Here is a 13032-nt window from a genome sequence, read left to right as displayed (position 1 = left end):
TTATTAAGTTACCCTTCAGTAACTGGGGCAAAACTGGGGCGGCCGATGACCCCATTTGAAACGGGGTCACCCAAAACTGCCCCAGCGCGTTCACCCGACTGGGTGTTCTTCGGACGGTTCTGCGATTGGGCATGCGCACGGAAATTAGCGCTGTAGGCGTGGGCGAACGGACGCCGTCGAATGGTGCTGCGGCTTCGGTCGTCGGTGTGTTGGTTACGGTGGCCTGTCTTTGACGGTGCGTCATCGCGCGCCACGGCGGCGCCGTTGGCGGGCGCGGAGAGCGTCGTTGTCGTCGGGATGTTGTTCATGCTCGAGGACCGACCTGCGGCGGTCGCCTGCTCGCGTGGGCTCGCGGGCGAGCCGTTCCGGCAGTGCTACCAGCGGCGCCTCCCCGAACGCGCTCAAGACGGCCGAAGCACCTGAAAGCCGCTTGCCCTTGACCGAGGAGCCGAGCGTTCCTCGTCGTCCCTCGGCCAACCGGCCGAGGGACGACGACGCGACGAAGGACGCTGCGATTAGCCACAGCCACCACCGGCCGCCGGACCCGGTAACCACGCCAACCCCGCGGACTCGGGTGGCGCTCTACCTCCTCGGCGGTGGCGCCGCCGTCCTCTCCTGCCCGACTGCCCACCCCTCCTGGACACTCGTCCTCGGCGAATCGCACCGCCCCGTACATCCCGTCATGATCAGTCAGCGCGATCGCGTCCAACCCGAGCCGGGACGCCTCCTCCACGAGTTCCTCGGGGTGGCTCGCACCATCAAGGAAGCTGAAGTTCGAATGCACATGCAGCTCGGCATACGGCACCCGCGCCGCCGGCACGTTGTCCGGCATCCGGGCCTGCAGCAAATCCGGCGGCGGTACGTACCCGTCCCGCTTGCGCCGCGACGTCGGACTGTCGGCCCCGGCCCCGCCGACCGCCCCCGGGCGGCCCGACAGTTTGCCCTCCAGCTCCGACCACGACGTGCCCGGACCCGCGTTGAACGCCACCAGCCCTTCCCTCCGCACCTCACCGGCACACACGTCACCGGCACCGAGCTGCCGAGGGGAAGCCAGCAGCGATCGAACCTATGTTCGAAGCATACGCGCCTGACGGCGAAGCCCTGCGGTGACGGCGGGCGAGTTCACCGACATCGGAGTAGATGCGCGGGCGGGTTCCGTCGTCGTCGCCGTGCTCGTGCCGCCAGGCGGCGTGTGCGAAGAACGCAACTTAAATGTCTACGGAGCCGTTTCCTCGGCCACGCGGGTCGTGTGAGCGTTGCCCTGTGCCTGCAACACGAACCGAAGTCCTTGACCGGGGCGGTATTTGTCGGCGGACACGTACTTGTACCGGTAGTTGCAGTCCTGGTAGCCGCTGTCGCCGATCCACTGATGGGTCTCCACGTTGTAGATCCGCAGTCGGGCCTTTCCACCGTCCCCGTTGTTCCAGCACCGGAACCCGCCGACGACACCACCGGCCGGGGGCACGAACGTGCTGGAGACCCACTTCTTGTGATGGGAGTTGAGGTAGGCGGCCGAGATCGTCGTGCTCCAGCCGGATTGCGAGGTGACCGTCCCGTCGTCCGTGCTGGCCGCGGCGGCGGTAGCTGTTGGAGCAGCGCTCGCGGCGGCCCCACCTGCGATGGCCAGGCCACCGGTGAGGGCAAGGGTCGCCAGCCCGAGCGTGATTCGCCTGCGTGTATTCATGATTGGATTCCCTTTCGTTGGTGGTGAGGCGGCGCGGGGGTGGCCGCGCCGCTTGTCCCATCGTGTGGAGAGGGCTCAGTCGGCGCGAGACCAGCCGCGCAGTGTGGTGCAACGCGGGACGTCCCACCCTCTGACCTGCGGCGAAGCGCAATGAGGTGAGGCATTGGCGGGATGCGGAGGGGGCTGAATGGGTGGTTTGCGAGCAGGAGCGGTTCATCTTGCCCGTGAGCGGAGTAGGTATTTGTGGAGAACCGAATAAGGCTGAGTCTTATTGACGGGTGGGAATATGGCTCGGTGGAAACCGTTGCCTGCCGGTCTTGGGCCGCAGGTGCGGGAACTGGTGGTCCGTTTGCGTGAGTTGAAGGACCAGATGGGGATCAGCACGGCGACACTGGCGCGGAAAACGGCCTACAGCAAGTCGTCGTGGGATCGGTATCTCAATGGCATGGCGCCGCCGCCACGGCAGGCTGTCGAAGCGCTGGGGCTGCTGGCTGGGGCCGACCCGTCACCGCTGCTGGCGCTGTGGGAGCTGGCTGGCCAGGGCGTCCGCCATACGATGGCGGACGCCAAGCCCGCGAGCGCGACGACGGACGCCGAGGCGGAACAGGGGCGTCGGCGCTGGATCGTCGTGGCAGCGTCCGTGGCGGTTGCGGTGGCGGTCGGCGCGGGCCTCGCGGCGTGGCTGTCCGTTGGCGGCGGCTCATCGGCGCCCACGTCGGCTTCGGCGGCGGCGCCGGCGCTGCCAGCGGGCTATACCTGCGTCTACACCACACGCGACGGGCGTCTGTATGCCGGACACAGCACCACATCGGATCAGTTGGTCGCGCTCAATGGGGGCAGCGAGGACGTGGTCGAGGTGCAGTGCCTGCTCGTCCACCGCAGCCTCGACCCAGGACGGATCGACGGACTGTTCGGGCAGCACACCGAGCAGGCCGTCAAGCAGTTGCAGACCGCGGCCGGCATACCGGCCGACGGGATCGTAGGGCCGCAGACCTGGGCCCTCCTGCGCTCATGACCGCCCCGTGGCGGCCGCTGCCCGCCTCATTGGCCCCCGAAGTCGCCTACCTGGTGGGCCAACTGCGGGAACTCAAGGATCGATCGGGCCTCAGCCTGGCGAAGCTCGCGGCCAAAACCCCTTACAGCAAGTCATCCTGGGAGCGCTACCTCAACGGTTCGGCGTTGCCACCCCGCCCCGCAGTCAAGGACCTCGCACAGTTGACGGGGGAACCGGTCGAGCGACTGCTCGCCCTGTGGGAACGGGCCGAGGCACGATGGAGCGGCCGCGCCGCCGTCCCCTTGCCCACAACTGCCGAGCCCGAACCCAGGAGCACCCCCGCAGACCCGAAGCGTGATTCGCTCTCCCGCCCGCGGCGCCACAACCTGGTGCTCACCATTGCGGTGACAGGTGCGGTGATCGCCGTGATCGTGGCCCTGGCGTTCCCTCGCGTTCTCCCCGGCGTCGCGCCGTCCGGTCGTACGGCTCCGACCTACACGGTGGGCTGCCGTGGCACACAATGCACCGCTGGTGATGCGCAGGGCATGGCCTGCGGCCTGGACGCCGCGTCCTTCGCCGACCTGCAAGTCGACGGGACCTATCTCGAACTGAGGATCAGTGACCAGTGCCAAGCCGCGTGGGCGCGGGTCTCCCACACGGCCATCGGCGACCGTGTATCGGTGGTCGACGAACGCGGCCAGGCCGAGACGATCAGCGTGTCCGACCCGACCGTCCCCGACACGTATCTTCCGACCCGGATGATCGCCGCCGACCAGCACTCCCATGTGCGGGCCTGCTTGGAGCGAACAGAAGAACGCCACTGCACGCCGTGGGGAAGCGGCCACCCCGTCCACGTGCCGCCGACCACGACGCATCGCGGGTAATCACCACGCTGGTGCTGGAAACCGGAATGCGGAGGTGACGGTGTGTGGTCGCCGGGGCGTCGGTGAAGCGACGGGAACGTTCAGGGCGGCTGGTGATTCGGTCAGGCTGCCGTCGCGTCGGGCTGAAGGGCGGGACCGAGCAGGAGCCCGCCGTCCGCGACGAACCAAGAGCCCGCGACGAACGAGGCGTCGGCCGAGGTGAGGTAGAGGACGAGTGTGGTGATGTCGGCCGGGGCGCCCATCCGGGGGATGGCGTACGGCTCGGGCGAGTAGAAGTCGGCGATGGGCGGCTGGCCGGCGATCGGTTCGTTGATCAACGGGGTGGAGATGACGCCGGGGTGGATGGAGTTGGCCCGGATGGCGTCTCGACCCAGCTCTAGCGCGGCGGTCCTGGTGAGCCCGCGCAACGCCTACTTGCTGGCGACGTACGGCGCGTAGAGCGAGGTGCCGACGTGGGCCATCGTGGAGGTGACGCTCAATGGTCAGAAATTTCTGAACACGTTCGACGCCTTCTCTTACTGTCAGGGGCCCGAGCCGACCACTCTGTCCATCTTCGCAGCGCGCCAGAGCAAGGCGACGCCATGCCCAGGAAGCAGCCATGAACGCAGCTCTACGGACGTCATTTCCTCTGCAGGGAGCCAGGAACTCGCGACATTGCTCGCTCGGAAGCAGAACGGCATCACGAGGAATTCCCAGGCACCGGAACCCTCGAAGTCGAGCTCGCGAACATCGATGCTGATGTGGTCGACATAGCACGGATAAGGGGCCAGCCAATAGCAAGCTCCCTCGTCGATCCTTTCCAGTGCTGCCTGGCGAACGCTCAGCCGCTCGACCGACTCAATCGGCGGGCCGTCATCGATCATGGTATCGAGGTCGCAGTCGAAGATGCGAAGACTGCCCAGGTAGTCATGCGCGTGTTGTCTGGGGAACGAACCAACAGGCTCGCTAAACAATGGCAGGTAACGAGACCATTCCCGGAACTTGACTTCTTTCAGAGAAAGTTCGCGGAACCCGAGGGAATGCACTTGGTTGTCGTAGTCGCGGTAATCGACGCCTATCTCGACCTTTCCCAGCATGCTGTCAACCCCGTGCTGGAAGAGGGAGTCGTCCGGGATGAACCATAATTCGAACAACGGGAATTCGCAAGCGTAGCTTATCGCGTCGCGGAGACGCGCATCTGAGGTTGCGAACACGATGAAATGGCTGGCCGTGACGTTCTTGCGAAAGCGATATGTAATGGTGTTGCGGAGGCGGTAGACGTCGTGACTCACGGCACTCAACCGCAAATGTACGTCTGTTCGCGTGCTGATGGTCGTGAGGTCGCCGCCGAGAATTCCGGCCACAACGTCTCGGTTGGCATCGTTCCTGCCGTAGACGGAGCTCAAAAAGGATTCGATCACTTGTTGCGGAGGCATCGAACCGACGATTGTGGGGCCAGTGAGTTTCGCGAGTTCCGTTGTCAGCCGGCGATGGAGGAAACGCTTATAGGTGAACATCACGACCGCGATCAAGCCGAGTGGGAGCCAAAGCTGCGCGAGGGCCTGATATCCAATTCGTTGCCAGTCCGATGTCGGCTGCCAGGTCAGGACTACGGCGAACGCCGCGACCGACAAGGCGCCGAGCACGATCGAGCCCCGGTTCATCACGGGCATCCCTGCTGGGCCAGGAGCCCATGACCGACGAAATACAGCAGGAGCCCTCCCGAGGTATCCAGCGCCAGTTCCCGCAGGTCATCAGACAGGCGCTGGCCGGAGTTCGTCGGGTCGACCAACTCGCTGCTGATCTGCGTATACACTGCTTCGCCCTTCCCGCCGCCCTGCTTGCTGGCGTCGCCCGTACGGCTACCGGCTGTCGGCCGAATCTAGGCACGACCGCGCCGAACTCGCACGCCGCCTCGGCCACGCCAACGACCGCTACCTACGGATCTACACCAACCCGCCCGAAGACGTCGCCGCCAGCTGGGTGAAGACCTTGTAGCGGTGAGTGCGACACCGCCCGCGCTGATCGACACCTCCCGTCCCCAACCGGTGCGGTAGGTCATCCGGCGCCAGCAGCCGCCGGGCGATCTGCAGCTCGGTCAGTGGCTCGTGGCCGGCCCCGCGGTTTCTCGGCCGGCCAGTGCTTCGCCAGGTGGGCCAGGAAAGCATCGGGGTCGTCGGCGAGCGCCGCCAGACACGCCACCACAAACCCGCGCATCGGCAGGCCGCGCTCCTTCAGGACCGCGTCGGCCCGGTCCTTCACCTCGGCAGGCGGGCGCACGGTCAGGGCCGGATCCGCGTGTTGGCTTCCCATGCACAGATCCTTTCACAAGTGGCTTGCCACTTAAAATCATCCCTGCTAAATTAAGTGGCAAGCCACTTTCTAGCAGAAAGAAGGTATGAAATGAGCGTCTACACGACGTTCCGCGGCTCGATGCACCGCGCGACGTGCGGTCGCGACGGCTCGCCGTGTCCGACCGGCGAGCACGGCTTCTGCCCTGGCTGCCGCGGCGAGGTCCCGGTACAGGCGACGATCACCCAGCACGACGCCGGCTGCCCCGCGGGCGAGCACTGCCCTGGCTGCGCCACCGATGGGGTCAGCCGCGGACACCGGGTCGACTGCCCGTGCGCCTACGACGACCACCGCGTCCCGGCGGCGGTGATGACCGAGGTGCACGCCGAAGCCGAAGCCGAGTACGTCGCCTGGGGCAAGGAAGCACTGGCCACGGCCGCACAGTCCGGCCTGTACTTGAAGCGCGACGAACTGCGCGACGCCGTCCACGCCGCGGCCATGCACTCCAACCCGACCGGCCGCAGCCTCATGCGCCTGCTCGACCGGGTCGGCGCCATCCACATCCAGCTCTTCGACCACGACTACCGCGTGCGCAATGAGCCGACCGGCACCGGCTACCGCGTCACCCACGCCGCCACCGACACCAGGATCACCGAGGCCGAGTTCCGGACCAAGGCACCTCAACGGCTCGACGGCATCGAGATCGTGCAGCTCACCCGATTCGACGGCGGCAGCTTCGACCGCGGCACCTACGCCCTCGCCGCCGCGCTCACCCGCACCAACCGTGTCTTCAGCACCCACACCCTGATCTACCAGGACGAGCGCGACACGTGGCTGCTCAGCACCGGCCACTACGACATCCCCACCCGCGCCGAGGCCATGGCGGACGCCCGCATCCGCGCGCTGGTCTGACCTGCCGGGCTGCCGCCGGATCGCCCGGCGGCAGCCCGGCAGCTGAGTGAAAGGAACGGTGGAGCATGAGCACCAACGACAGCCCGCCCGAGCCCAGCCGCGGCCATTACGAGACCGGCACCCAGCCCGAGGACTGCGAGGAGTGCGTGTGCGCCGACTGCGCCGCATGGGTCGGGGCGCGGGAGATCACCCGCTGCGGCGGCCCCTGCGCGACGTGCGTGGCCGAGGGACCGAGCCAGTGACCCGGCCCTGGTACGTGTGCGACATGGACGACGGGGTTCTGCGGAAGGAACCCACCCGCGCGGCCGCGGTGGCGTGGCTGATCAAGCACGCGTGCGCGGCGCGGGTGATCAACCGGTACTGCTACGGGCCCGGCTCCTACGACTACCACGTCGGCCATGCCCACGACGATTTCACCGACGCGTCGATCGTGCGCTAGGACAGACTGCGCGCCTACGGCATCACCACGCCACCCGAGCAGATCGAACCGCTCTACCCCTACGCCGAGCAACCCCACGAGATTCGGCACGACTCATAGCGGTCCGGTTGCCCTGTCGTCAAATGGTCCTTTGACGACAGGGAGCCGGGAGCTTCGTCCGGCTACGCGGATCATGGGAAAATCGGCGGCGCTTCCGGTCGGGCAGTTCCAGCGCGACTTGCACACGAACTCACCCGGGGACCCCCTGTCTTCCGGTTCCGGGTTACGCGCCACGCCGTGGCAATGCCCGCGCGGGACGGGACCTCAGGGACCACAACAGCGCCGCCATCAGGGGAACGGCGCCCGCGCCGCTGGCGGGGACAACGGCAGCCAGAGCCGTGACCGAACCGGCCAGCACGGTCATCAGCCGCAGCGTGGCCGGCCAGCCGTGCAGGACGATCACTGCCAGCGGTCCGAGATCGCCCTCCGGTACAGCGTCGCGCCGGTGCCGCCCACCCGGGACGGGCACCTGCGGGTGACCGGCTCGGGCGAGCACCTCGGCCACAGTCATCGACTCAGGCAACCGCTCACGGACCCGGCTGCTCGAGCGCGTTGTGTTGAGGGCGCGCGTCGGTAGTGTCATCACCGTTCTGATCTCCGTCTTCGTCAGGGCGGGCAGGACATTCGCGCGGGTCTCCTGTTCGCCCAGTGAGACCCGCGCACCTACGTGTACCGCCGCCGTTCGCCCGGCAGAGGTACGCCGCCATCCTCTCGGCTACTCAGCGGTTATTCCCAGATATGACGTTGAACGGTCATACGACGCGGCCAACGGCTGCCGCGTGACCAGCCCAGGTAGCGGCAAAACTTGATCTGGGCCGCGGTAGGACGCAACGCCTTTCCGCACGTCACCTCCACCATGATCAACTAATCAAGATCCACGCCATACCCGCGATTACCGCATACCCTGACCCAGCTCAGAGCGTTCTCGATTAATCGGATTCGAACGCCTGGTGACGGTCGGTCACCGTCATGTCCGACGGGCGTACGCGGGTGTCATCAGCACGAAATTAGTGCGAACGAGTGATGATTGATCGGCTCGGCCGAAGCGCCGCCGACCGTTCGTCGTGTCGCGACGACGTAACGTCATCGCGGCACCCACCAGCAAGTGTCCGAGGCAAACCAGAACCTCAAATCACAGGGGAGCTGGCGACACGATGACCTCCACGAACGAAGTTCGGTACGTGGTAGAGCCCGGGACGGACGGCAGTTACCTGATCGTCGACCGTGGCCTCGATCGAACCGGCCGACGGGCGATCTCCCGCGAAGAACGCCAACAGGACGCGCATCAGGAGGCCGACGCGCTCAACGCGCTCGACAACATCGATGGACTGACCGGACTGGCCACCGCGGACAGCGGCTGGGGCCCCGAGGTGGACATCGCGATCGCCGATCTCTCGAGGCGGCGATCGACGCGCAACATAACTACGACCACCTCCTGACTTGAGCTGCGCGGTTCTGGCGCGTCGTCACTCGTTTGTCGCAATCGGGAGCCGTTCTGCGACACCGTGAGGAGCGTTGGGCACCCTGCGCACGTGTCGATTTCATCTGGCGGAACGCTGGACTCGGCAATTTGAGTGAACTATATAAAGGTCATATTGTGACCCGGGGGTTCCTTGTGTGACGGTGCAGAAGTCTGCGGAGCACAAGGAGGTGCGCCATGGATGCCCATTCTCAGAACGACAATCCGTCGTGGGCAGCCCGGAACAATGCTCCTGCGCCCCTGTCGAGTACCGAGCAGGTGGGGGAAAACTGGCGACCTGCAATTTGGTCACCAAGCTCAGTCCTGGCGGCCTGCGCCTCGTGTCCGCCGGCATTGACGTGTTTTGCGTCGAATGCGGAGCGTGGTCTCAGAGTGAAGAGGAACAGGAGGCCGTGTGGGTGTTCGACTCGACAGGCGAGCCGATCTGCCAGGACTGCGTGGAGATCCTGGTGGGGTGCAAACCTGGATGTCTCGACGCCGCCCGCACCCTGGCATCGGCCGACTGAGCGGGGAACCAGGTCCGGCGGGCGGAACCGGGAACGGGACGACCGGTCTGTCCTCACGCGCGCCACGCGAACGCAGCGGCGTGGCCGGCGGGCTCGCGCCCTCAGCGCCGCACGGTACTGCGCTCAGCATCCGGGTCAGGGTGGCGAGGCAGGCGGAACAGGCGATCGTCGAGCAGGCTGGCCGCGTGCACCCCGAGTCCATCGGCGATGCCGTAGAGGGTGTCGAGCGTGATGTTGCGGCCGGTGGCTTCCAGCGACGAAATCGCACTTCGGGGCAGCCCGGCGAGATCGGCGAGCTGCTGCTGCGTCAGGTTCTGCGACACCCGCAGCATCTTGACGCGGGCGCCGACCGAGCGCCTCCGTAAGTCATTCAGTTGATCTTGGTCGTTGCTGCCCGCCACGGCGTAGGAGCGTACTGGCCCGCAGATCGCGTGGCCTATTCATGGATCACGCAAGGAACGCGATCTGGGCCGGAAACACGCCGTATGTGACCCATATTTTGCTCATGGAGACCTGTGAACACTACACTCACGGCCCGTGTCCCAGTTGGGCGACGAGCGTGACATCTGGTCGTATCTGCGGGCCGTGACCACGACGGCGAACCTGATAACCAGCGCTGATCCTGCCGAAACGGAGGATGCGGCATTGCGCTATTTCCTCACCCACACGCCCGGAATGCTGCGAACTCTCAGCGAGACAGTCGCCCTGACCTACCGCCGACACGCCCCGGACAGCTCCGGCATGTGCCCCTCGTGCCGACGACCTGACCCGTGCCCGACCAGGAAAGACATCGAACAGATCGTCATCTTGCCCAGCCCACACATAGCTACTGACCTATAAAATGACATAGATTTGGTGTCGACAATGACTCACGAAACTCGCTCCCCCGATCGGCGTGTCGTACCCCCCGGTGCGCCGCGGTGGGCAGCGAAGACGGTGGCCCCACAACGCCCGTCCGCTGCGCCCTCCCCCACTCAGCGGACCGGGGCCACCGTCCCCCACCTCGCCGGCACCACGCCCGGCCACCTCGACCACCGCGGACCCGCCGCGGCCGGCATCACCGAGCCACTCCAGCACGACACCGACAGAGGCCGCCATGGACGGGGTTGACCCACTGGCGATCGCGTCACGGGTGGAGCACGACCGGTGGCTTCTGCCGGTCACCGACCCGTACCCCGCGCTGACACCATGGCGAATCACCGCCTACGTTGACCGGTCCCTGGCGCGGAACCTGGACATCGTGCAGCGCGAGGTAGGGCACGTGTCGCTGCTGCAGGTCGACCTCCGCCGCGACTGGCCGGACTCCGCCGAGCTCGCCCTGCCCGAATTAGGGGCCACGCTGGACTTCCTGGCCGAGATCGCGGCGGACCCGACGACCGGCCGGCTGATCGACGAACTGGAATCAGCGCTGTCTCCTGGACCGGCCGCCGCGGTCGTGGTGCGCGAGATCAAGCTCGAGTTTGCCTGGCGCGAGGACGACCTGTACGCGCCGCTGTTGTCGGCCGCGCTCGATGCATGCACATCGTTTGCCCGGGTCGCGCTGGTCAACACCGACCCGCACACCGACGTACGCAGACGCCGGTTCCCCGACCCCAGCGACCGCGAACGCCTCGCGACCGTCGAGGCCGACATGCTGGAAAATGCCGGGTTCGGCGAATACCGCGGCTACCACCTGGCCAGCCTGACCGATCCCGCCTACCGCGCCCTCAACACCGAAATCGTGCTCAGCTGGCTGCTTGAACGGCTGACCACCCGGCGGGCGGGCCGCATGGTGACCCACCACGACTCGGTGTCAAAGGCCCGTTGGTATTCGGGTTGAGCGCGCGGCCCACCTGCATGCGCCATCGGGCGCGCGGAACCTCGTTCGGGGTTCACCTTCGGGCAGGCCTGCTAGTTGGAATCGCTACTGGGGACAGATCAAGTCGAAGTACTTGAGAAAGAGCACCTTTGTGATGACTCGCGTGGAAAATCCACCTGCATCTGTTCTCTCGACCTGGCCCGGCAGATTGGCCCTGGTGCTGCTGTGTGCGGCGGGCTTCGCGGATCAGATTGATGCGGTGATCGTCAATGTGGCGATGCCTGCGATTCAGGCCCGGTTCGGCCTTTCTCAGCAGAGTTTGCAGTGGGTGGTGTCCGGCTATCTGTTGGCCTACGGCGGTGGCTTGCTGCTGGGCGCCCGCGCGGCGGACCTGTTAGGGCGACGACGGGTTTTGGCCGTCGGCGTGGCTGTGTTTGCGATCGCATCCCTGATCGGTGGGCTCGCCCCCACCGCGGGGGTGCTCGTCGGTGCCCGCGTTCTCCAGGGCGCGGGCGCCGCGGCGATGGCGCCAGCGGCGTTTTCCCTGGTGTTGACCAGTTTCGGCTCCGATCGGCCTCGAGCGATCATCGCCTGGGGCAGCATCCTCGCAGTGTCCACGACGGCCGGAGTCCTGCTTGGTGGTGGGCTCACGCAGACGGCCGGGTGGCGGTCGGTGTTGTTGATCAACCCGGCCATCTGTGTGGTAATCCTCACCGGGATCTTTCGGTTGCTGCCCGACGATCGACGAAGCGCGCCGTGGCGGACCTTCGACATCTACGGTGCCCTGCTCAGCACCGGTGGACTGGGGCTGCTGATATGGGCCGTGGTCGAAGCGCCCCAGGCTGGCTGGGGGGCTTCGATCACGATCGCCCGCCTGGCGGGCGCGGCGGCCTTCCTGTGTGGCTTTGCCATGAATGAACGCCGCTGCGAACGCCGCGGCGGGAAACCGTTGGTCCCGTTGTCCATCGTCCGGGTCCGCGGACTCGTGGCCGCCAATGCGACCCAGGCGGTCGCGATCGCCGGCCTCTTCTCGATGTTCTTCTGCGTCACCCTCTACATGCAGTCCGTGCTGGGATACTCCGCACTCCAGACCGGTCTCGCCTACCTGCCCGCCACGGTGGGTGTCGTCCTCGGCATCGGTGTCGCGACCACGTTCTTGATTCCGCGGATAGGGACTCGGCCAGTGATCGTGGGTGGATTGGTGCTCGCGGCCGCCGGCGTCGGGTGGCTGTCTCTCCTGCCGGTGCACGGCGACTACGTGGCAGATCTCCTGCCCGGATTGATCGGGTTTTCGGTGGGGCTCGGTCTCGTTTTTGTGGCAGTTCTGAACGCAGCCACAGCAGGAGTAGGGCCCGATCACTCAGGGCTCGCGTCAGGGCTGGTGCAAACCTCCACACAGATCGGCGGAGCGATCGGTATCGCGGTACTGACCACCGTCGCGACGTCGCGCACAACCGACCTGCTCGCCGCCGGTGAGCCGCCCCTCGACGCGTTGACCGCCGGATTCCGTCTCGCCTTGCTGGTCAGCTGCATCGCCATCCTCGGCGCGGCGGGGCTCGGGCTGCTCACCGCCAACACCCGCAAGACTGACGCCGTGTGACCGCCCACGTTCTGTTCAAGCTCATGGTCTCTGCGGGAGGCCGGCCAGCAGGCCACGGCGAGGTGGAAGCGGCCGAGGCCGGGTCGTACGACTTGCTCGCTGGTCGGGCGAGCGGAAACGCTCGGGGTCGGGGGCACGCCTTAATTGCGCCACTGCGACGTGACACACACCTCACGATCAGTGAATTTTTCAATACCCAAATGGGTGCGGTCGACCCATTCGGACCTGGGGAAATAGTTCATATCAGGTCGTATCGAGCCTTTATCGTGACGTAGGTCACGGGGCCAATTTTTCGCTTCCCTCGCCCGGGTTTCGTAAGGTTCGCCCTCAGGTAGAGCCTGTGCGGGTTCTACTGCTCGATGACGGTCCCACCAGTGACCTCTCTCGATATCCGTCCTACCCGCGGGGGGAGTGGATAACCAAAG

General features: G+C 66.3%; 17 protein-coding genes. 9 read left to right on the top strand and 8 right to left on the bottom strand.

What is annotated here, in order from left to right:
• Nucleotides 1-304: 304 nt before the first annotated feature.
• On the bottom strand, nucleotides 305-832 hold the full coding sequence (locus GKO32_RS40620) for a PHP domain-containing protein (protein WP_376765999.1): 528 nt from the start codon (nucleotides 830-832) through the stop codon (nucleotides 305-307).
• 384 nt (nucleotides 833-1216) lie between these two features.
• Nucleotides 1217-1684, bottom strand: coding sequence for a hypothetical protein (locus GKO32_RS24845; protein ID WP_154759320.1), 468 nt, complete (start codon nucleotides 1682-1684; stop codon nucleotides 1217-1219).
• 286 nt (nucleotides 1685-1970) lie between these two features.
• On the opposite strand from GKO32_RS24845, the gene GKO32_RS24840 reads away from it, so the two are divergent.
• Both GKO32_RS24840 and GKO32_RS24835 read left to right on the top strand, forming a co-directional pair.
• Nucleotides 1971-2699: a peptidoglycan-binding protein gene (locus GKO32_RS24840; protein WP_154759319.1), complete on the top strand. Its 729-nt coding sequence runs from the start codon at nucleotides 1971-1973 to the stop codon at nucleotides 2697-2699.
• A complete protein-coding gene (locus GKO32_RS24835; protein WP_154759318.1) occupies nucleotides 2696-3562 on the top strand; it encodes a helix-turn-helix domain-containing protein in 867 nt (288 codons plus the stop codon). Before GKO32_RS24840 ends, GKO32_RS24835 begins: the two co-directional genes overlap by 4 nt.
• A 101-nt stretch (nucleotides 3563-3663) precedes the next feature.
• On the opposite strand, the gene GKO32_RS24830 is transcribed toward GKO32_RS24835, so the two are convergent.
• The 4 genes from GKO32_RS24830 to GKO32_RS24815 form a co-directional block, all read right to left on the bottom strand.
• A complete protein-coding gene (locus GKO32_RS24830) occupies nucleotides 3664-3969 on the bottom strand; it encodes an SDR family oxidoreductase (protein ID WP_246244607.1) in 306 nt (101 codons plus the stop codon).
• A gap of 114 nt (nucleotides 3970-4083) precedes the next feature.
• Entirely contained in the window at nucleotides 4084-5214 is a 1131-nt protein-coding gene (locus GKO32_RS24825) for a hypothetical protein (RefSeq protein WP_246244604.1), read from the bottom strand.
• Nucleotides 5205-5357 carry a hypothetical protein gene (locus tag GKO32_RS24820; RefSeq protein ID WP_154759317.1) on the bottom strand — a complete coding sequence of 51 codons (153 nt, stop codon included), beginning with the start codon at nucleotides 5355-5357 and terminating at the stop codon, nucleotides 5205-5207. The genes GKO32_RS24825 and GKO32_RS24820 overlap by 10 nt, the downstream gene beginning before the upstream one ends.
• A 242-nt stretch (nucleotides 5358-5599) precedes the next feature.
• Nucleotides 5600-5854 carry a hypothetical protein gene (locus GKO32_RS24815; protein ID WP_154759316.1) on the bottom strand — a complete coding sequence of 85 codons (255 nt, stop codon included), beginning with the start codon at nucleotides 5852-5854 and terminating at the stop codon, nucleotides 5600-5602.
• Nucleotides 5855-5944: 90 nt separating this feature from the next.
• Here GKO32_RS24815 and GKO32_RS24810 point away from each other — a divergent pair, with 90 nt between their 5' ends.
• The 3 genes from GKO32_RS24810 to GKO32_RS24800 all read left to right on the top strand — a co-directional run bounded on the left by GKO32_RS24810 (nucleotide 5945) and on the right by GKO32_RS24800 (nucleotide 7184).
• Complete coding sequence (locus tag GKO32_RS24810) at nucleotides 5945-6745, top strand: hypothetical protein (RefSeq protein WP_154759315.1); 801 nt, start codon at nucleotides 5945-5947, stop codon at nucleotides 6743-6745.
• A 65-nt stretch (nucleotides 6746-6810) separates the two neighbouring features.
• Nucleotides 6811-6987 (top strand): hypothetical protein, encoded by a 177-nt coding sequence (locus GKO32_RS24805; protein WP_154759314.1) that lies wholly within the window; start codon nucleotides 6811-6813, stop codon nucleotides 6985-6987.
• A complete protein-coding gene (locus tag GKO32_RS24800) occupies nucleotides 6984-7184 on the top strand; it encodes a hypothetical protein (protein ID WP_154759313.1) in 201 nt (66 codons plus the stop codon). The genes GKO32_RS24805 and GKO32_RS24800 overlap by 4 nt, the downstream gene beginning before the upstream one ends.
• 262 nt (nucleotides 7185-7446) lie before the next feature.
• On the opposite strand, the gene GKO32_RS24795 is transcribed toward GKO32_RS24800, so the two are convergent.
• Nucleotides 7447-7734 carry a hypothetical protein gene (locus tag GKO32_RS24795; RefSeq protein ID WP_154759312.1) on the bottom strand — a complete coding sequence of 96 codons (288 nt, stop codon included), beginning with the start codon at nucleotides 7732-7734 and terminating at the stop codon, nucleotides 7447-7449.
• Nucleotides 7735-8377: 643 nt separating this feature from the next.
• On the opposite strand from GKO32_RS24795, the gene GKO32_RS24790 reads away from it, so the two are divergent.
• Together GKO32_RS24790 and GKO32_RS24785 are read left to right on the top strand one after the other, a co-directional pair.
• Nucleotides 8378-8662 (top strand): hypothetical protein, encoded by a 285-nt coding sequence (locus GKO32_RS24790; RefSeq protein WP_154759311.1) that lies wholly within the window; start codon nucleotides 8378-8380, stop codon nucleotides 8660-8662.
• Nucleotides 8663-8840: 178 nt separating this feature from the next.
• Nucleotides 8841-9209 carry a hypothetical protein gene (locus GKO32_RS24785; protein WP_154759310.1) on the top strand — a complete coding sequence of 123 codons (369 nt, stop codon included), beginning with the start codon at nucleotides 8841-8843 and terminating at the stop codon, nucleotides 9207-9209.
• Between the two features lie 101 nt (nucleotides 9210-9310).
• Here the strand turns inward: GKO32_RS24785 and GKO32_RS24780 are convergent, their stop codons facing one another.
• Nucleotides 9311-9610 carry a helix-turn-helix domain-containing protein gene (locus GKO32_RS24780; RefSeq protein ID WP_154759309.1) on the bottom strand — a complete coding sequence of 100 codons (300 nt, stop codon included), beginning with the start codon at nucleotides 9608-9610 and terminating at the stop codon, nucleotides 9311-9313.
• Nucleotides 9611-10305: 695 nt separating this feature from the next.
• Here GKO32_RS24780 and GKO32_RS24775 point away from each other — a divergent pair.
• Both GKO32_RS24775 and GKO32_RS24770 read left to right on the top strand, forming a co-directional pair.
• Nucleotides 10306-11028 carry a hypothetical protein gene (locus GKO32_RS24775; RefSeq protein ID WP_154759308.1) on the top strand — a complete coding sequence of 241 codons (723 nt, stop codon included), beginning with the start codon at nucleotides 10306-10308 and terminating at the stop codon, nucleotides 11026-11028.
• Nucleotides 11029-11161: 133 nt separating this feature from the next.
• Nucleotides 11162-12607 carry an MFS transporter gene (locus GKO32_RS24770; RefSeq protein ID WP_154759307.1) on the top strand — a complete coding sequence of 482 codons (1446 nt, stop codon included), beginning with the start codon at nucleotides 11162-11164 and terminating at the stop codon, nucleotides 12605-12607.
• Nucleotides 12608-13032 lie beyond the last annotated feature (425 nt).

The organism is Amycolatopsis pithecellobii, from assembly GCF_009707865.1.
In the GTDB taxonomy this organism is placed as follows: domain Bacteria; phylum Actinomycetota; class Actinomycetes; order Mycobacteriales; family Pseudonocardiaceae; genus Amycolatopsis_E; species Amycolatopsis_E pithecellobii.
Note: the sequence above shows the minus strand (reverse complement) of the source record. Positions and strands in the feature narration are given on the sequence as shown.